The following is a 15,552-nucleotide window of genomic DNA, read 5'->3' on the forward strand; positions in this document are numbered from 1 at the left end:
GGACAGAACCATGTGTGGAGCACAGGCCGGTGGCCCCGACGCTTCGACGATCAAGCCCGGTGAGACCACCATCCAGGGCAGCGTGACCCGTGACGGCGAGCCCGTCACCGGCTACGTGCGTCTTCTGGACTCGACCGGCGAGTTCACCGCCGAGGTCCCGACCTCCGCGACGGGACAGTTCCGGTTCTACGCCGCCGAAGGCACCTGGACGCTCCGCGCCCTGGTGCCGGGCGGCAGCGCCGACCGCACGGTCGTCGCGCAGACGGGCGGGCTCTCGGAGGTCGCCATCGCCGTCTGATCCTCAGGGATCAGGGCACGCCGGGACGCGTTGTTCCCGGCACACCGAACGGCCGAAGGGCCGCACCCCAGGGGGTTGGACGCCACCTGACGCGGGGGGCGGCCCTTCGTGCCGTCCGGTGCTTCGTGCCGTCGAGTGGTTCGTGCTGTCCGTGGTTCGTGCCCTCCGACGGCCGGAGACCTACGCTGGAAGCATGTACGCCCGACGCAGGAGGAACTACTTCCTGATGATGGGCGGATGCATCGTGCTCTTCGTGTCCGCCTGGGCCGTGGTGCGCCTGTGGTCCATGCCCGTCGCCGTCGGCATGTGCGTCGTCGCCATGGTCATCCCGCCGATCGCCGCGATGATCGCCAACCGGCGGGGCCCGGAGGACCGTTGGTGGGACGACCCCTCCGGTGACCCGGAGTCCGACGCGTGGTGGGACGAGCTGGACGGCAAGAAACGCCACTGAGACCTGGCCTCCCCCCGCCCGGGCGGGGGGAGGAGCGGGGGATCAGTAGACGAGCGCCTGCGTGTCGTCCGCCATGGCCTCCTGCACGAAGACCTGCGCACCCGCGATGCGTACGCCCTCCAGCACGTCCTTCTCGGTGATGTCGCGCCGGGCCGCGCACTGGGTGCACAGGGTGATCCGGCCGCCCGCCAGGATCGAGTCCAGCAGGTCGGGCAGCGGGGCGGCGTGCGGCAGTTCGAACTCGGCGGCCCGGCCCGGCAGCGCGAACCACGAGGACTCCCCGGTCAGCCAGAGCGAGACCTCCACCCCGCTGGCGACCCCCACGGCCGCCACGGTGAAGGCCTGCGAACAGCGCTCGGCGGCCTCGGGCCCGGCGGTCACCTTGATCACGAGCTTCTTCGGCATATCGCGAACTGTATCCATCCGTGTCCGACGACATCTGACGGCATCCGACGGCATCCGCCGGCATCCGTCCGCACCTGCCCGGACGGCAGCCTCCCGCCGGGCCGACACCTGAACGAGAAGACCGGGCCCCCACCCATTAGGCTGGGGGCCCGGCCCTGTCACCGCCGCCCAACCGCCCGTCACGAGGAGCTCCCCGTGCTTGAAGCCTTCTTCACCGCCCTGCTGGTCCTGGTCTGCGTGGGCGTCACCGCCTTCGCCGCGCTCACCGTGAAGAAGCTGTATCAGGGCCAGCGCTGACCCTCGTCGGCCGTCGGTTCCCGCCCACCGCTCGCACCCTCACAGATCGTCTGAGCCGCTCATGATCGAGATTCCGTCCGACCTCCACCCGGACCTCGTCCCGCTGGCCTTCCTCCTCGGCAACTGGGCGGGCGCGGGCGTGTCCGACTTCCCCGGTGCCGAGAAGTGCAACTTCGGCCAGGAAGTCACCTTCAGCCACGACGGCCGGGACTTCCTTGAGTACGTCTCCCACACCTGGGTCCTGGACGGCGAGGGCAAGCAGGTCCGGCCGCTGGAGACCGAGAGCGGCTACTGGCGCATCGACAAGGACCGCAAGGTCGAGGTCGTCATGTCCCGCGACCAGGGCGTCATCGAGATCTGGTACGGCGAGCTGGCCGACCAGAAGCCGCAGATCGACCTGGTCACCGACGCGGTCGCCCGCACGGCGGCCTCCGGCCCGTACAGCGGTGGCAAGCGGCTCTACGGGTACGTCAACAGCGACCTGATGTGGGTCGGCGAGAAGGCCACCCCCGACGTCGAGCTGCGCCCGTACATGTCGGCGCACCTGAAGAAGGTCGTCACCCCCGAGGAGGTCGCCGAGATGGCGCGGAACCTCGAGGACATGCCGGACGACGGCATCGCTTTCTTCAAGTAGGAACAGCCAGGACCGCGGGACCGGCCGGGGTTTGACCACACGTCCTAGACTGGGCGTGTGGTGACCACCGACTGGAAGACCGATCTTCGGCAGCGCGGCTACCGGCTGACGCCCCAGCGGCAGCTCGTCCTGGAGGCGGTCGACGCCCTGGAGCACGGCACTCCGGACGACATCCTGTGCGAGGTGCGCAAGACGGCGTCCGGCGTGAACATCTCCACCGTCTACCGGACCCTGGAGCTCCTCGAAGAGCTCGGGCTGGTCAGCCACACACATCTCGGCCACGGCGCCCCCTCGTACCACCTGGCCGACCGGCACCACCACATCCACCTGGTCTGCCGGGACTGCAAGGACGTCATCGAGGCGGACCTGTCCGTCGTCGCGGAGTTCACGGAGAAGCTGCGCGCCGACTTCGGCTTCGACACGGACATGAAGCACTTCGCGATCTTCGGCCGCTGCGCGGACTGCACGGCGGCGAGGACGGAGCCCGCGAAGACGGAGGCGGCGGGCAAGGCGCGGGACGCCGCGAAGACGGAGGCGGCGGGGAAGGCGCAGGACGCCGCGAAGGACGCCTCCGCCAAGTCGTAGGCTGGGCGGCATGAAGAGCCCCCTGCTGTCCCTGCCCGGCGCCGTCCCCGCCGAAGGCCGCGACGAAGGTGTCGCCGCGCACTACGGCGACCTGTTCCGCGAGCAACGCGCCCTCGCCGACGGCAACGGCTTCGTCGACCTCTCCCACCGGGGCGTCGTCACCGTCACCGGCGACGACCGGCTGAGCTGGCTGCACCTGCTGCTCACCCAGCACGTCAGCGACCTCGCCCCGCACCGGGCCACCGAGGCGCTCATCCTCTCCGCCAACGGGCACATCGAGCACGCGATGTATCTGGTGGACGACGGCACGACGGTGTGGATGCACGTCGAACCCGACACCCAGGCCGAGCTGATCGCCTATCTGGAGTCGATGAAGTTCTTCTACCGGGTCGAGGTCGCCGACCGGACCCAGGACATCGCCGTCGTCCACCTCCCGGTCGGCTCCATCGCCGAGGCCCCGGACGGGGTGACCGTACGGGAGACCCCGCAGGGCCGGGACCTGTTCCTGCCGCGCGAGGACCTGGAGGCGTTCGCCGCCACCCATGGGCCCGCCGCCGGGATCCTGGCCTACGAGGCGCTGCGCGTCGAGGGGCACCGGCCGCGCGTCGGCTTCGAGACCGACCACCGCACCATCCCGCACGAGCTGGGCTGGATCGGCACCGCCGTCCACCTCCAGAAGGGCTGCTACCGGGGCCAGGAGACCGTGGCCCGCGTCCACAACCTGGGGAAGCCGCCGCGCCGGCTCGTCTTCCTGCACCTGGACGGCAGCGAGGTGCACCTGCCCGGCCACGGCACACCGGTACGGCTGGCCGCCGACGGTCCCGAAGGCCGCCAGCTCGGCTTCATCACCACCTCGGCCCGCCACCACGAACTGGGCCCGATCGCCCTGGCCCTGGTCAAGCGGAACGTGGCCGTCGACGCGGAGCTGATCGCCGGGGACACGGCGGCCGCTCAGGAGACGGTCGTCGAGCCGTAAGCACGCCCCGTACGGCTACACCTCGACGATCACCGTGAACGGGCCGTGGTTCGTGAGCGAGACGCGCATGTCCGCTCCGAACCGGCCCGTCTCGACGTGCGCCCCGAGCGCCCGCAGCTGCGCCACCACCTCGTCCACCAGCGGCTCGGCGACCTCGCCCGGCGCGGCGGCGTTCCAGGTGGGCCGGCGCCCCTTGCGGGCGTCCCCGTAGAGAGTGAACTGAGAAATCACCAGGAGGGGCGCATTCACATCCGAACAGGACTTCTCGCCCTCCAGAATGCGCACCGACCAGAGCTTGCGGGCCAGCTGCGCCGCCTTCTCGGGGGTGTCGTCATGGGTGACCCCGACCAGTACACACAGGCCCTCGCCGACGATCTCCCCGACGATTCCCGGGGCCGACGGGTCGTCCGTCGCGCCGGCGACGGAGACGCTCGCGCCATCCACTCTCTGTACCACTGCACGCATACAGACCAACCTATCTTGGGCTGAACGGGTACAAGACGCCAGCGGGGGCACGGGCCGGGGTGGCACGATGCACGATGTCGGTGTGCCGACGCACCGGTCGAGGGGACAAAACAGCATGAGCACATATGGAGCAGGACAATCTCCCGGTGCCGTACCGGGGGCCCGTACCAGCACCCTGAGGTCACCCGTACAGCGCAGTCTGCCGGGACATGCTCCCGTGGTGCCACCCGCCACGCCCGCCACCGCCACCGTGCCGGAGCAGGCCGGCGGCGACGCGGGGTTCGGCGGGCTGCGGCTGCCGGAGCTGCGGACGCTGCGCCGGGAGGCCCAGCGCGACGAGGCCGATCTCAGTTACGTACGCCGACTCGTGCAGGGCCGGATCGACATCCTCCGGGCCGAACTGGCCCGCCGCCGGGACCCGGAGGCGCCGGTGGAGGACGCCGCGGTGGTCGACCGGCTCTCGGAGATCCTGGCCGACACCCCGTCCCGGCACCGCTCCTCCGCCCGGCACGTCACGCTGACGACGCCGCGCGGCGACGAGTTCCGGCAGCTCGCCGCCGAGAACCTCGCCGAGGTCGAGCTGTCCGACCTGGACGCCCGGACGGACGAGGAACTGCACACGGCGATGGGTCGGCTCGTCCGCTACGAACAGCAGGTCTCCCGGCGTCGTCACGAGCTCCAGCGCACGGCCGACGATTGCGGCGCGGAGATCGCCCGCAGGTACCGTGACGGGGAAGCACAAGTGGACGACCTGCTCGCCTGAAGCGATCCTTCCGGGCGCGGGTCCCGCACCCCCGTCCCCGGAAGGTCACCCATGACATCGAGCGACGCCCCGTCCGCCATATCCTCCGCCCCGGCGGCCACCCCGCCCGTCCTGGCCGAGGTCGTGCGCTCCGGATTCACCGAAGGCCACCACCGGGGGTCGCTGGTCCTGCTGGCCGCCGACGGCAGCGTGGAGCGGGCGATCGGCGACCCGGCGGCGCCGGTCTTCCCCCGGTCCTCCAACAAGCCGATGCAGGCCGCCGCGATCCTGCGGGCGGGCCTCGACCTGTCGGGCGAGCGGCTGGCGCTGGCCGCCGCGAGCCACTCCGGGGAGCCCTTCCACCTCGACCTCGCGCGGAAGATGCTCGCCGAGTACGGACTGAGCACCGCCGATCTCCGGACCCCGCCCGACCTGCCGCTGGACCCGGTGGAGGCGGAGACGTACCTCGCGGCCGGGAACGTACGCGAGCGGATCACGATGAACTGCTCCGGCAAGCACGCCGCGATGCTCGCCGTCTGCGTCCGCAACGGCTGGGACACCGCCACCTACCTGGACCCCGCCCACCCGCTCCAGCGGCTCGTCGGCCAGGTCGTCGCCGAGGCCGCGGGCGAGCCCGTCGCGGCCCTCGGCACGGACGGCTGCGGGGCCCCGCTGATGGCGATCGGACTGACCGGTCTGGCCCGCGCCTACCGCTCCTTCGTGCTCGCGGAGCCCGGGACCGCCGAGCGACGGGTCGCCGACGCGATGCGGGCCCACCCGGAGTACGTGGCGGGCACCCGGCGCCCCGACACCTGGCTGATGCGTGAGGTGCCCGGGACGCTCTCCAAGATGGGCGCCGAGGCCGTCCAGGCGGTCGCCCTCGCCGACGGTCGGGCCCTCGCCTTCAAGATCGACGACGGAGCGGGCCGGGCCCTCGGCCCGGTGCTCGCCCGCGCCCTGGAGCTGCTGGGCGTCGATGCCCCGGTGGTCGCCAGGATCGGACGGGCGCCGCTGCTCGGCGGGGCGGCCGAGGTCGGGGAAATTCGGGCGACATTCTGAACCGTGCCTGCTTAGCGTGGAGGAATGAGCCTCGATGTCCGCCCCGTCACCCGCTCCGAGATCGCCGACTGGATGAAGGCGGTGGGCACCGGTTTCCTGACCCCCGCCGCAGAGAAGCCGGGTGAGGAGCTGGTCGCCGACCGGTTCGGCGACACGGACCTCTCCCGGATGCAGGGAGTCTTCGACGAGGGGCGCTGCGTGGCGACGTTCCGCTCGTTCGCCCAGCAGCTCACCGTGGTGGGCGGGGCCGCCGTGACGGCCGACGCGGTCACCGGCGTGACGGTGTCGCCCACGCACCGCCGCCGCGGACTGCTCAGCCGGATGATGGCCACGGACCTGGCGGCGGCCAAGGAGCGCGGCGAGGTCGTCGCCTCGCTGATCGCCGCGGAGTACCCGATCTACGGACGGTACGGCTTCGGCCCCGCCGCCTGGGCCGCCGAGTGGGAGATCTCGGTGGACCGCGCCGGGCTCGACCCGCGCCGCTCCGGGCAGCCGGCGGACGGCGGCCGCGTCGAGCTGGTCGACGGCGCGGAGGTCCGCAAGACCGGCCCCGAGGTGCACGCCGCGCTGGCGGCCCGGCAGCCCGGCGTCGTCGGCCGCGGCGAGCGCTGGTGGCGGACGCGTACGGGCGTCGCGCCCCGGGCGGAGCACGAGACGTGGACCGAGCCGTTCTACGTGGTGCACCGCGCCGCGGACGGCGAGGTCGACGGCCTGCTGGTGTACGGCGTGGACGACAAGTGGAGCGACGCCAAGCAGCCGCTGAACACCGCTTCCGTACGGGACCTGATCGCGCTGAACCCGGCGGCGGAGCGGGCCCTGTGGCACTACCTCTGCTCGGTCGACTGGATCACCACGGTCCGCTCCGGCCACCGCGCCCCCGACGACCTGCTTCCGCTGCTGCTGCCCGACCCGCGTGCGGCCCGCATGGTCACCCACGCGGACTGGCTGTGGCTGAGGCTGCTGGACGTGCCGCGCGCCCTGGAGGCCCGGACGTACGCCGTCGAGGCATCGCTCGTCCTGGACGTCCGGGACCCGGCGGGTCTGGCCGGGGGCCGCTTCCTGCTGGACGCCTCGGACTCCGGCGCCCGCTGCACGCCGACCACCCGGAGCGCCGATCTCGCCCTGGACGTGGCGGAGCTGTCCACGCTGTACCTGGGCGACGAGTCCGTGCGGCGGCTGGTGGACCTGGGCCGGGCGGAGGAGCTGCGGCCGGCCGCGGCGACGACGGCGGACGCGGTGTTCCGCACGGGCCGGCGGCCCTGGTGCCCGGACGTGTTCTGAGCGGCCCGGCTCCGGCACCCGGCCGATGGCGTCAATTCCGCCTGAGGCCGGGCGCGTACGCTTCATGGTCATGAACGGAGAGAACCCCGCGAACGGCGACCGTTCCGATTCCGCTTCCGGCGACGGGGCGGCGCCGGTCGGGCTACGGGAGCGCAAGAAGCGGCTGACCTACCAGGCGGTCTCCGACGCGGCGATCACGATGTTCCTGGAGCGGGGCTTCGACAAGGTGTCGGTGGCGGAGGTGGCGGCCGCGGCGGACATCTCCAAGCCGACGCTGTTCCGGTACTTCCCCGCCAAGGAGGACCTGGTCCTGCACCGGTTCGCCGACCACGAGGACGAGGCGGCCCGGGTGGTCACGGGCCGCGCCCCGGACGAGACCCCGCTGGACGCCCTGCGCCGCCACTTCCTCGACGGCCTCGACCGCCGCGACCCGGTGACCGGCCTCTGCGACATACCGCAGGTGCTGGCGTTCCTGCGCCTGCTGTACGGAACACCGTCCCTGGTCGCCCGCCTCCACGCCTACCAGGGCCGCTCCGAGGCGGCCCTCGCCCGCGCCCTCGGCGGCCGGGTCCCCGATCGCCTGGCGGCCGGGCAGATCGTCGCCGTCCAGCGCATCCTGGCCCTGGAGAACTGGAGGCGGATCGACGCGGGGGAGAGCGCCGACCGGGTCTACGCGGGGGCGGTGCAGGCGGCCGAGGAGGCGTTCGTCCAGCTGCGGACGGGGCTGGAGCCTCCGTCGTAGCCGCACGCCCGAGGGGGAGGACTCCGGTCAGTCGGCGAGCAGGGCGGCGGTGAGGGCGGGGCGGTGGTCCGCCAGCCATTCCTGGTGCCGGTCCCACTCCGTACGCCCGTTCCGCTCGTACGCCGCCGAGTACGCCGCGTCTCCCCGCGCCACCCGCCGCTCGACGAACGCCCGGCACACCGCGGTGGCCTGCTCGATCACCCGGGGCAGGGCCGCCCGGTCCGCGCGCCCCAGTCCGTGGCCGCCGGCCAGGACGCGCAGCCGGTGTGCCGGGTCGAGGCCGGGGCGGCCCCGCATCGGCACCCAGTAACGCGCCGCCATGGCCACGTCCCACACCAGGCGGCCGGGCGCGGCCAGGTCGAAGTCGATGAGGGCGGCGGCGCCACGACCGCCCCGGAACACCACGTTCTCCAGGCACGCGTCGTTGTGGCAGATCACCGCACCGGGAGCCGTCGCCCCCTCCGGATCGGCCAGGTCGGCGGGCCAGCCGGCCGCGCGGTCGAACGGTACCCCCGTCGCCGCGTCGTGCATGCGCCGGAGCAGCGCCCCCACCGAGCGCAGGGCGTCGTCCGTCCAGACCCGGTCCGGGTAGGGACTGACGGCGACCTCGCCGGGGACGTACGAGAGTTGCTCGCGCTGCCCGGACGCGGAGACGCCCAGGGGCACGGGCACACCGTCGAACCCTTGCTCCCGGAGGGCCCGGAGGTGGGCGTGCAGGAGGCTGACGTGCGGTGGGGCGGGACGTTCGACGGTATCGCCGTGACGCAGGACGGCCCCGGCGTTGGCCAGCCCGCCGGACAGCACTTCGGGTTCGCGATCCGCTTCCGGTTCGCGGTTCACGGGGCTCACGGCTCCCGCCCGGCGCGCTGCGCCTTCACCACTGACCCACCGCCGGGTCCTCCGCTGTCTCCTCCGCTGCCTCCTCCGCTGCCTCCTCCGCACAGTGCCCCAACGCCGCTCGCAGATCGGCCGGTTCGCGGTAGAGGGCGGTGGTCATGCCGAGGGCGGCGGCCGCGTCGATGTTCTCCTGGCGGTCGTCCACGAACAGGCATCGTGCCATCGGTACGCCCGCCCGCTCGGCCGCGATGCGGTAGATGGCCGGGTCGGGCTTGGCCACCTGCTCCACCGCGCTGCTCACGACCGCGTCGGCCAGGTCGGTCAGGCCCAATGAGGCCAGATCCGCGTCCAGTTGGAGGGTCGTGTTGGTGACGAGGACCAGCGGGACGTGGGTCCTGGCCCGGCGCAGCAGCGACACCACCTCCTCGTCGGCCCGGAACGGCGCGTCCGCGAGCGCCCGGCCCAGTTCGTGGGCCCGCTCCGCGCCCACCCGGTCCGTGAGCCCGGCGGCGATGGACTCCACCCAGGCGTCCGGGGTGATCCGGCCGAGCAGCAGCGGGAGGTCGACCGCGGGCGCGTAGCCGATGCCGGTCGTGGTGCCTTCCGGCAGTCCGGCGGCCCGCTCCAGGGCGGCGAGAGGGGCGGTGTCGTAGAAGCGGATCACGTTGTCGACATCGCAGAGCACCGCGTCGAAGGCGCGGTCGGCGGGGCCCGGTGCGGCGGCGGGCGGGGGAGCGGTGGCGGCGATCGGGGCGCGGCCCCCGGCCGGGGCGGATCGCGTGCTCATGGCTGGTCTCCTGCGTGGGCTTCGACGGGGGAGGACGTGGTCGGCCACGAGCGGCCGCCGGACCGTTCCTGGCCGACCACGGCACCGCCCTTCCGAGCGGCCTGCGGGACAGTACACGTCACCGCGTGCCCCCGGACGGCGGTGGGTCAGCCGGTCAGCGCCCGCCAGGTCACCGGGCCCGCCTCGCCGTCGGTCACCAGCCGGTTGGAGCTCTGGTAGGCGCGGACGGCGGTCGTGGTGACGGAACCGAAGGCGCCGTCGACCGCCAGCCGGGCGCCGCGCTTGTTCAGCGCGGTCTGCAGGGCCCGGACGTGGGCCCCGCCGGCGCCCTGCCGCAGCGTGTACACGAGCGCGGGCCAGGTCGCCGGGCCGACCTGACCGTCGGCCACCAGCCCCTTGGAGCTCTGGAACCGCTTGACGGCGGCGACCGACACGGAGCCGTACTGTCCGTCGGCGACCAGCGCGTAGCCGCGCCGGGTCATCAGGTGCTGGATCACGACGACCGTGGCGCCGCTCGCGCCCGGGTCGATCCTCGACCAGCCGCCGGCCAGGTCCACGCCCCGGGCGGCCAGGAAGCGGACCGGGTTCACCGTGGCGCCGAGGCTCCCCGAGTGCGTCTCGAAGTGGAGGTGCGGCCCTGTCACATTGCCGGTCGCCCCCATGTCGGCGATCCGCTGTCCGGCGGAGACCCTTGCGTTGAGGGCGACCCGGTAGGCGCTGAGGTGTCCGTAGTACGTGTACTGGTTGCCGCCATGGGCGATCACCAGGCCGTTACCGGTCCGGCCCGGCAGACCTCCGCCCCACGAGCGGCGGACGACGGTGCCCGCGGCCGCCGCGTGGACGGCGGTGCCCGTGGAGTTGCTGATGTCCTGGCCGGCGTGGGACGCGCCGCCCCGGGGTGCGCCGTAGTGGCCGCCGGCCGGGAACCGCCCCAGGGCGGGATTGGCCCACGCCCCGTTCTTCGCGGCCATGGTCGCCGCCGCTTCGGCCGCTTCAACCGCTTCAAGCGCTTCGGCCGCTTCCGCCGCGGACGCTCCGGTCGACAGGCTCAGGTTCACGGTGAGCGCGCCCAGACCGATCCCGGCCAGCAGCCCTCGCCGTGACAGCCCGTGGGCCGGACTCTTCGCGTCCACCGGGGTTTCGGCCGGTGCGGTAGTGGTTGCGCAGGATCGGCACATCATGTCTCCCTCGAAGCAGGCGGGTGGTCGGCGGGGCGCGGGGCACGAGCGGGGGTACGAGGTTCTACCCGCATAGACGCTAGGGTTGTCCGGCCGCCCTGTCAGGGGCCCACGGGCCTACGCGCGGGCCCAATGGACTTACCAGTAAGGCGTGTTGAGCGATCAGCTCGCCCCTTCCGCAGTGCCCGTCCGGCGGGACCCGCACAGCGCGGTGGAGGCCACGGCGGCCCCTTGCCGGGGGCGTGGCGGGAGCGGCCCGCCCCGGGCCCACGCTGTCGGCGTCAGAGGCGGCGGGACGCCTCCTCCGACGCCGGCCGACCGCCCCGGAGGGGGTGTCAGAGCGCGGCGAGTCCGGCGAGCAGTTCGGCGGCCGGCTTCGGGCGCACGAGCCAGCGCAGATGGCTGCCTTCGAGGGTCCGCACGTCGAAGGGGTTGTCGGGGGTGAGCGCGTCGGCCTCGCGGATCATGCGGTCCTGCAGGGCGGGCGGAAGGCTGGTGTCGGCGGCCAGGCGCACATAGGTCCGGGGGACCCGGCCCCAGGTCGCGGCCTGTGCCCGGTCGGCCGACGTGCCGACGTCGAGGTTCTCGTCGGGCTGGAAGGTGTTGAGGAAGGTCCGGAACTCGTCATCGGTGAGGTCGGCGGCGAACGCGTGCTTGAACGCGTCGAGCGCCGCCGGGTCGGCGGTACGGAAGTTGACCCGCAGCAGCCCGAGTTCGGCAGGGTTCCCGACGAGCGCGAGGGCCAGGGCGCCCGCGTCGACGTCGGCCATCTCCGGCTCGGCGTAGTAGTCGTTCACGTCCAGGGCGACGGGGCACCAGGCGGAGACGTAGACGAGCCGGTCGATGAGGTCCGGCCGGGCGTTGGCGACGGCGGTGGCCGTGACCCCGCCCCGGCTGTGCGAGACGAGGATGGTCGGCCCGTTCCGCTTGGCCCGTTCGAGGACCTCGATCACATGGGCCACGTTGTCCGCGAGCGTGACGCCCTTGATGGCCCCCGGCTCGGCGGCGAGCGCGCCGAGATCCTGGGGTGTCTGGTAGGCGGCGGGGTACGTGGCCCCGAACCCGTGCCCCGGAAGGTCGACCGCGGCGGACCGGTGGCCGAGCAGGGCGAGTTCGGCCTGGAGGGGCGCGAAGGAGAACGAGTTCGCGAAGGCGCCGTGGACGAGGACGAAGGTCGGAAGATTCGGCATACTCCCCAGGCTCCAACGAAATGATCTTCGGGGGCAAGGTCCGGGAGGCGAGGTTTTCGGCCCCGGAGCCGGGTCACCGCGTCGGCGTCGGCGAAGGTGGTGGTGGCCGTCAGCGGGGAGTCGGTCTCCTGAACGCTGCCAACGAGCCGGAGAAGCTGGCGATGGCCATCGCCATGACCTCCCTCGGACGCCTCGGCCGGCCCGAGGATCTGACGGACGTGGTCGCCTTCCTCGCGGGGCCGGCCGGGCGATGGCTGACGGGCCAGAACATTCGCGATCAACGGGGGCGTCCTCCAGCCCGGACACGCGACACTTTTGCAAGCACCTGCTTGCAAAAGTTAGCAAGGGTGTTGCACTATCGAGTCATGGCATCACTCAACGTCGGCAATCTCGGTGAGTACCTGCGGGAGCAGCGCCGTGCAGCACAGCTCTCGCTGCGGCAGCTCGCCGATGCCACCGGGGTGTCGAACCCGTATCTCAGCCAGATCGAGCGCGGTCTGCGCAAGCCCAGCGCGGACGTGCTCCAGCAGGTCGCCAAGGCGCTGCGGATCTCGGCCGAGACCCTGTACGTACGTGCGGGGATCCTCGACGAGCGGGAGCGGGAGGAGCTGGAGACGCGGGCGGTCATTCTGGCCGATCCGTCGATCAACGAGCGGCAGAAGAACGTTCTGCTCCAGATCTACGACTCCTTCCGCCGCGAGAACGGATTCCCGCCCGGGCCCGGCGCGGACGTGAACGCGGAAGCGGATGCCGGTGCGAGCGCGGACGCCGGCGCCGGCGGCGACGCGGGCGGCGATGCCGGGACCCGTGACGGCGACGACGCCGGTACGGGCGCCACCAAGGACCAACACCCTCACAGCTGACAGCGGCTGATTCCGATGATCCGGGAGGACCACAGTCATGGCCATCACCGATGACCTGCGCAAGACCCTCACCGACCCCACCCCCCTCTACTTCGCCGCCGGTACGGCCGACCTGGCCGTCCAGCAGGCGCGCAAGGTCCCGGCGCTGATCGAGCAGCTGCGCGCCGAGGCGCCCGAGCGGATCGACGCCGTGCGCAACACCGACCCCAAGGCCGTGCAGGAGAAGGTGACCACGCAGGCCAAGGAGGCCCAGGCCACCGTGCAGGCGAAGGTGACCGAGGTCTTCGGCTCGTTCGACGCCGCCGATCTGAAGAAGCTCGGCGAGAGCGCTCAGGACCTGGCGCTCCGCAGCGTGGGCGTGGCCGCCGAGTACGCGATCAAGGCCCGCGAGACGTACGAGAAGGTCGCCGAGCACGGCGAGCAGACCGTACGGACCTGGCGCGGGGAGACCGCGGAGGAGATCGTCGAGATCGCCGCCGTCGTCGAGGCCGAGCCGAAGGCCGGGCCCGGGCCCGCCGCCTCGAAGCCCGCCGCCTCGAAGCCCGCCGCCTCCAAGGTCACGCCCAAGGCCGCCCCCAAGGGCGAGGCCAAGAGCGGGCCCGCCGCCGGGGGCTCCGTGAAGGCCGCCCCGGCCAAGCCCGCCGAGGCCAAGGCCGCGCCCGCCAAGAAGGCGCCCGCGCCGCGCAAGCCCGCCGCCCGGAAGACCCCTCCGGCCGACGGCAAGTGACCCTCACGGGTCCCTGCCGGACGCGGGACCCGGCAGGACCTGGACGGGACCCGGAAGCGAAACCCGGCGGGACCTGGACGGGACCCAGACGCGGGGCCCGGACGGGACCCCGACGCGGTACGCGTGACCGGGACGCGGGACCCGGACGGGACCCCGACGCGGTACGCGTGACCGGGACGCGGGGCGGGCACCTTTACGGGGTGCCGGTTCGTTGTCCCGGTACCTTGGCCTTCTCGGCCGCAGGGCGCTCATCCACTCACTAGGCGGTACACAGCATGTTGCTCTCAGGATTCGGCACGATGCTCCAGCTGCTCTATCTGGCGATGCTGGTGCTGGCCGTGGTCGCGTTCGTCTTCGCGGCGACCGCCCGTGAGGACGCCTACCGTGCCGCCGACAAGAAGAAGAAGTCGTTCTGGCTGATCATTCTCGGCATCGCCGTCGCCGTGAACCTGATCCCGATGCTGTTCCTGCAGCTCGCGGGCGTCGTCGCGTCGATCGTGTTCATGGTCGACGTGCGCCCCGCCCTCAAGGCGGTCTCGGGCGGCGGCGGTGGCCGCAGGGGCGGTTCCAGCAGCGACGGCCCCTACGGCCCCTACAACGGCGGGCGCTGAGCGCCCGGGGGGCGTGCGACGACGGATGAAGCGGGGCGGGAGCGCGGTGCGCTGCCGCCCCCTCGTCGTATCCGCTCCGGATCGCGGCCCAGCAGCAGGACCGCCACATCGTCGGTCAGCTCGCCGCCGTGCCGCTCCCGCACCTCGGCGACCGCCGCCTCCAGCAACTCCTCGCCGGCCAGCCCCTCCGCCAGTCGGCCGTTGACCATCGCGACCATGCCGTCCTGGCCGAGCCGCTCGCTGGTGCCGGCCCCCACCCGCCCCTCGATGAGCCCGTCGGTGTACATCATCAGGCTCCAGGCGCCGCCCAGCTCGACCTGGCGGCGCGGCCACCGGGCCCGCGGCAGCAGCCCCAGCGCCGGGCCGCCGTCCTCGTACGGGAGCAGCTCGGCCGGCCGGCCGTGGCGGGCGAGCAGCGGCGCGGGGTGTCCGGCCAGGCAGAGGCCGGCCCGCCGCCCGTCGGGCGCGATGTCGACGGTGCAGAGCGTCGCGAAGATCTCCTCGCTCTGCCGCTCGTGCTCCAGCACCTGCTGGAGCGTGGAGAGCAGCTCGTCCCCGCACAGCCCGGCCAGCGTCAGCGCCCGCCAGGCGATCCGCAGCTCGACGCCGAGCGCCGCCTCGTCCGGGCCGTGGCCGCAGACGTCGCCGATCATCGCGTGCACCGTGCCGTCGGGGGTGCGGACGACGTCGTAGAAGTCGCCGCCGAGCAGGGCGCGGCTGCGGCCGGGACGGTAGCGGGCGGCGAAGCTCAGGCCGGAGCCGTCCAGCAGCGGGGTGGGGAGCAGGCCGCGTTCCAGGCGGGCGTTCTCCTGGGCGCGCAGCCGGGACTCGGTCAGCTGGTGCTGGGCGATGTCGGCGCGCTTGCGCTCCACGGCGTACCGGATGGCGCGGCTCAGCACGCGCGCGTCCAGTTCGCCGCGGAAGAGGTAGTCCTGCGCCCCGACGCGTACCGCCTCCGCCGCCAGCTCCGTGTCGTCCTCGGCGGTCAGCGCCAGGACGGCGTGCAGCGGGGCGATGCGCAGGACGTGGGTGAGGGCGGCCAGCTCGGCGGCCCGGCCGGGGCCCGCGCCGTCGCCGGGGCCGCTGTCGGAGCCCGCGACCGGCAGGGCCAGGTCCAGCAGGATGCAGTCCACGTCGTCGGTGAGCAGCCGCGCCGCCTCGGTGAGGTTGCGGGCGGTACGGATACGGACCCGGGTCCCGGCCGCCGCCGAGAGTTCGGGCACGGTGATGGTGGTGCCCGCCGGGTCGTCCTCGATCACCAGCAGGGTGAGGTCGCCGTGGGAGGTCTCCGCAGCGGGAACGGATCGCTGCTGCGGTACGGGTACGGGCATCGGTTCAGGTTTCCTTCCCTCCCCCCGAGGGCGCGGCGGGTCGACGATCGACGATCCGCCAGTCGGGGACGATAGCGGTCCCCGGTGGGGGAA

The 15,552-nt window shown here is 73.0% G+C and carries 19 protein-coding genes; 12 read left to right on the forward strand and 7 right to left on the reverse strand.

Annotated features, from left to right (window positions below; genetic code table 11):
- The first annotated feature begins 10 nt into the window (after positions 1–10).
- Together IE145_RS09890 and IE145_RS09895 are read left to right on the forward strand one after the other, a co-directional pair.
- On the forward strand, positions 11–298 hold the full coding sequence (locus IE145_RS09890; protein ID WP_003968135.1) for a DUF1416 domain-containing protein: 288 nt from the start codon (positions 11–13) through the stop codon (positions 296–298).
- Between the two features lie 193 nt (positions 299–491).
- On the forward strand, positions 492–749 hold the full coding sequence (locus IE145_RS09895; protein WP_189520549.1) for a DUF3099 domain-containing protein: 258 nt from the start codon (positions 492–494) through the stop codon (positions 747–749).
- 42 nt (positions 750–791) lie between these two features.
- Here IE145_RS09895 and IE145_RS09900 read toward each other — a convergent pair whose 3' ends face one another.
- Complete coding sequence (locus tag IE145_RS09900; protein ID WP_093807666.1) at positions 792–1,154, reverse strand: DsrE family protein; 363 nt, start codon at positions 1,152–1,154, stop codon at positions 792–794.
- Positions 1,155–1,512: 358 nt separating this feature from the next.
- On the opposite strand from IE145_RS09900, the gene IE145_RS09905 reads away from it, so the two are divergent.
- The 3 genes from IE145_RS09905 to ygfZ are packed head-to-tail and all read left to right on the forward strand — an operon-like array spanning position 1,513 to position 3,646.
- A complete protein-coding gene (locus tag IE145_RS09905; protein WP_032781356.1) occupies positions 1,513–2,085 on the forward strand; it encodes a heme-binding beta-barrel domain-containing protein in 573 nt (190 codons plus the stop codon).
- 57 nt (positions 2,086–2,142) lie between these two features.
- On the forward strand, positions 2,143–2,670 hold the full coding sequence (locus IE145_RS09910) for a Fur family transcriptional regulator (RefSeq protein WP_189520550.1): 528 nt from the start codon (positions 2,143–2,145) through the stop codon (positions 2,668–2,670).
- Positions 2,671–2,680: 10 nt separating this feature from the next.
- Positions 2,681–3,646: a CAF17-like 4Fe-4S cluster assembly/insertion protein YgfZ gene (gene ygfZ / locus IE145_RS09915; RefSeq protein WP_189520551.1), complete on the forward strand. Its 966-nt coding sequence runs from the start codon at positions 2,681–2,683 to the stop codon at positions 3,644–3,646.
- A gap of 15 nt (positions 3,647–3,661) precedes the next feature.
- On the opposite strand, the gene dtd is transcribed toward ygfZ, so the two are convergent.
- Entirely contained in the window at positions 3,662–4,111 is a 450-nt protein-coding gene (dtd, locus tag IE145_RS09920) for a D-aminoacyl-tRNA deacylase (RefSeq protein ID WP_189520552.1), read from the reverse strand.
- A gap of 115 nt (positions 4,112–4,226) precedes the next feature.
- Between dtd and IE145_RS09925 the strand changes: the two genes are divergently transcribed.
- The 4 genes from IE145_RS09925 (at position 4,227) to IE145_RS09940 (ending at position 7,935) form a co-directional block, all read left to right on the forward strand.
- The gene (locus IE145_RS09925; protein WP_229825465.1) at positions 4,227–4,874 is read left to right on the forward strand and encodes an RsiG family protein; all 648 of its coding nucleotides are present in this window, start codon (positions 4,227–4,229) and stop codon (positions 4,872–4,874) included.
- A gap of 51 nt (positions 4,875–4,925) precedes the next feature.
- The gene (locus IE145_RS09930; protein ID WP_189520553.1) at positions 4,926–5,912 is read left to right on the forward strand and encodes an asparaginase; all 987 of its coding nucleotides are present in this window, start codon (positions 4,926–4,928) and stop codon (positions 5,910–5,912) included.
- 24 nt (positions 5,913–5,936) lie between these two features.
- Positions 5,937–7,193, forward strand: coding sequence for a GNAT family N-acetyltransferase (locus IE145_RS09935; protein WP_189520554.1), 1,257 nt, complete (start codon positions 5,937–5,939; stop codon positions 7,191–7,193).
- A gap of 64 nt (positions 7,194–7,257) precedes the next feature.
- On the forward strand, positions 7,258–7,935 hold the full coding sequence (locus IE145_RS09940) for a TetR/AcrR family transcriptional regulator (protein ID WP_189520555.1): 678 nt from the start codon (positions 7,258–7,260) through the stop codon (positions 7,933–7,935).
- 27 nt (positions 7,936–7,962) lie between these two features.
- On the opposite strand, the gene IE145_RS09945 is transcribed toward IE145_RS09940, so the two are convergent.
- The 4 genes from IE145_RS09945 to IE145_RS09960 all read right to left on the reverse strand — a co-directional run bounded on the left by IE145_RS09945 (position 7,963) and on the right by IE145_RS09960 (position 11,927).
- The gene (locus IE145_RS09945) at positions 7,963–8,775 is read right to left on the reverse strand and encodes a phosphotransferase (protein WP_189520556.1); all 813 of its coding nucleotides are present in this window, start codon (positions 8,773–8,775) and stop codon (positions 7,963–7,965) included.
- A gap of 34 nt (positions 8,776–8,809) precedes the next feature.
- On the reverse strand, positions 8,810–9,457 hold the full coding sequence (locus IE145_RS09950) for an HAD-IA family hydrolase (protein ID WP_229825489.1): 648 nt from the start codon (positions 9,455–9,457) through the stop codon (positions 8,810–8,812).
- Positions 9,458–9,705: 248 nt separating this feature from the next.
- Positions 9,706–10,737, reverse strand: coding sequence for a peptidoglycan-binding protein (locus tag IE145_RS09955; RefSeq protein WP_189520678.1), 1,032 nt, complete (start codon positions 10,735–10,737; stop codon positions 9,706–9,708).
- Between the two features lie 335 nt (positions 10,738–11,072).
- Positions 11,073–11,927, reverse strand: a complete 855-nt coding sequence (locus IE145_RS09960) for an alpha/beta fold hydrolase (protein WP_189520557.1) — start codon at positions 11,925–11,927, stop codon at positions 11,073–11,075.
- A 365-nt stretch (positions 11,928–12,292) separates the two neighbouring features.
- Here IE145_RS09960 and IE145_RS09965 point away from each other — a divergent pair, with 365 nt between their 5' ends.
- The 3 genes from IE145_RS09965 to IE145_RS09975 all read left to right on the forward strand — a co-directional run bounded on the left by IE145_RS09965 (position 12,293) and on the right by IE145_RS09975 (position 14,128).
- Positions 12,293–12,790: a helix-turn-helix domain-containing protein gene (locus IE145_RS09965; RefSeq protein WP_189520558.1), complete on the forward strand. Its 498-nt coding sequence runs from the start codon at positions 12,293–12,295 to the stop codon at positions 12,788–12,790.
- Between the two features lie 37 nt (positions 12,791–12,827).
- Positions 12,828–13,517: a hypothetical protein gene (locus IE145_RS09970; protein ID WP_189520559.1), complete on the forward strand. Its 690-nt coding sequence runs from the start codon at positions 12,828–12,830 to the stop codon at positions 13,515–13,517.
- Positions 13,518–13,792: 275 nt separating this feature from the next.
- A complete protein-coding gene (locus tag IE145_RS09975) occupies positions 13,793–14,128 on the forward strand; it encodes a DUF2516 family protein (RefSeq protein ID WP_189520560.1) in 336 nt (111 codons plus the stop codon).
- Here the strand turns inward: IE145_RS09975 and IE145_RS09980 are convergent.
- Complete coding sequence (locus IE145_RS09980; protein ID WP_189520561.1) at positions 14,110–15,459, reverse strand: PP2C family protein-serine/threonine phosphatase; 1,350 nt, start codon at positions 15,457–15,459, stop codon at positions 14,110–14,112. The genes IE145_RS09975 and IE145_RS09980 overlap by 19 nt on opposite strands.
- Between the last annotated feature and the right edge of the window lie 93 nt (positions 15,460–15,552).

The sequence above is a fragment of the Streptomyces sindenensis genome, from assembly GCF_014649035.1.
Lineage (GTDB): Bacteria > Actinomycetota > Actinomycetes > Streptomycetales > Streptomycetaceae > Streptomyces > Streptomyces sindenensis.

Excerpts from the sequence above, each read along its gene's own strand:
- IE145_RS09890 (WP_003968135.1), top strand. The coding sequence starts at position 11 with ATGTGTGGAGCACAGGCCGGTGGCCCCGACGCTTCGACGATCAAGCCC.
- IE145_RS09895 (WP_189520549.1), top strand. The coding sequence starts at position 492 with ATGTACGCCCGACGCAGGAGGAACTACTTCCTGATGATGGGCGGATGC.
- IE145_RS09900 (WP_093807666.1), bottom strand. The coding sequence starts at position 1,154 with ATGCCGAAGAAGCTCGTGATCAAGGTGACCGCCGGGCCCGAGGCCGCC.
- IE145_RS09905 (WP_032781356.1), top strand. The coding sequence starts at position 1,513 with ATGATCGAGATTCCGTCCGACCTCCACCCGGACCTCGTCCCGCTGGCC.
- ygfZ (WP_189520551.1), top strand. The coding sequence starts at position 2,681 with ATGAAGAGCCCCCTGCTGTCCCTGCCCGGCGCCGTCCCCGCCGAAGGC.
- dtd (WP_189520552.1), bottom strand. The coding sequence starts at position 4,111 with ATGCGTGCAGTGGTACAGAGAGTGGATGGCGCGAGCGTCTCCGTCGCC.
- IE145_RS09925 (WP_229825465.1), top strand. The coding sequence starts at position 4,227 with ATGAGCACATATGGAGCAGGACAATCTCCCGGTGCCGTACCGGGGGCC.
- IE145_RS09930 (WP_189520553.1), top strand. The coding sequence starts at position 4,926 with ATGACATCGAGCGACGCCCCGTCCGCCATATCCTCCGCCCCGGCGGCC.
- IE145_RS09935 (WP_189520554.1), top strand. The coding sequence starts at position 5,937 with ATGAGCCTCGATGTCCGCCCCGTCACCCGCTCCGAGATCGCCGACTGG.
- IE145_RS09940 (WP_189520555.1), top strand. The coding sequence starts at position 7,258 with ATGGTCATGAACGGAGAGAACCCCGCGAACGGCGACCGTTCCGATTCC.
- IE145_RS09955 (WP_189520678.1), bottom strand. The coding sequence starts at position 10,737 with ATGTGCCGATCCTGCGCAACCACTACCGCACCGGCCGAAACCCCGGTG.
- IE145_RS09960 (WP_189520557.1), bottom strand. The coding sequence starts at position 11,927 with ATGCCGAATCTTCCGACCTTCGTCCTCGTCCACGGCGCCTTCGCGAAC.
- IE145_RS09965 (WP_189520558.1), top strand. The coding sequence starts at position 12,293 with ATGGCATCACTCAACGTCGGCAATCTCGGTGAGTACCTGCGGGAGCAG.
- IE145_RS09970 (WP_189520559.1), top strand. The coding sequence starts at position 12,828 with ATGGCCATCACCGATGACCTGCGCAAGACCCTCACCGACCCCACCCCC.
- IE145_RS09975 (WP_189520560.1), top strand. The coding sequence starts at position 13,793 with ATGTTGCTCTCAGGATTCGGCACGATGCTCCAGCTGCTCTATCTGGCG.
- IE145_RS09980 (WP_189520561.1), bottom strand. The coding sequence starts at position 15,459 with ATGCCCGTACCCGTACCGCAGCAGCGATCCGTTCCCGCTGCGGAGACC.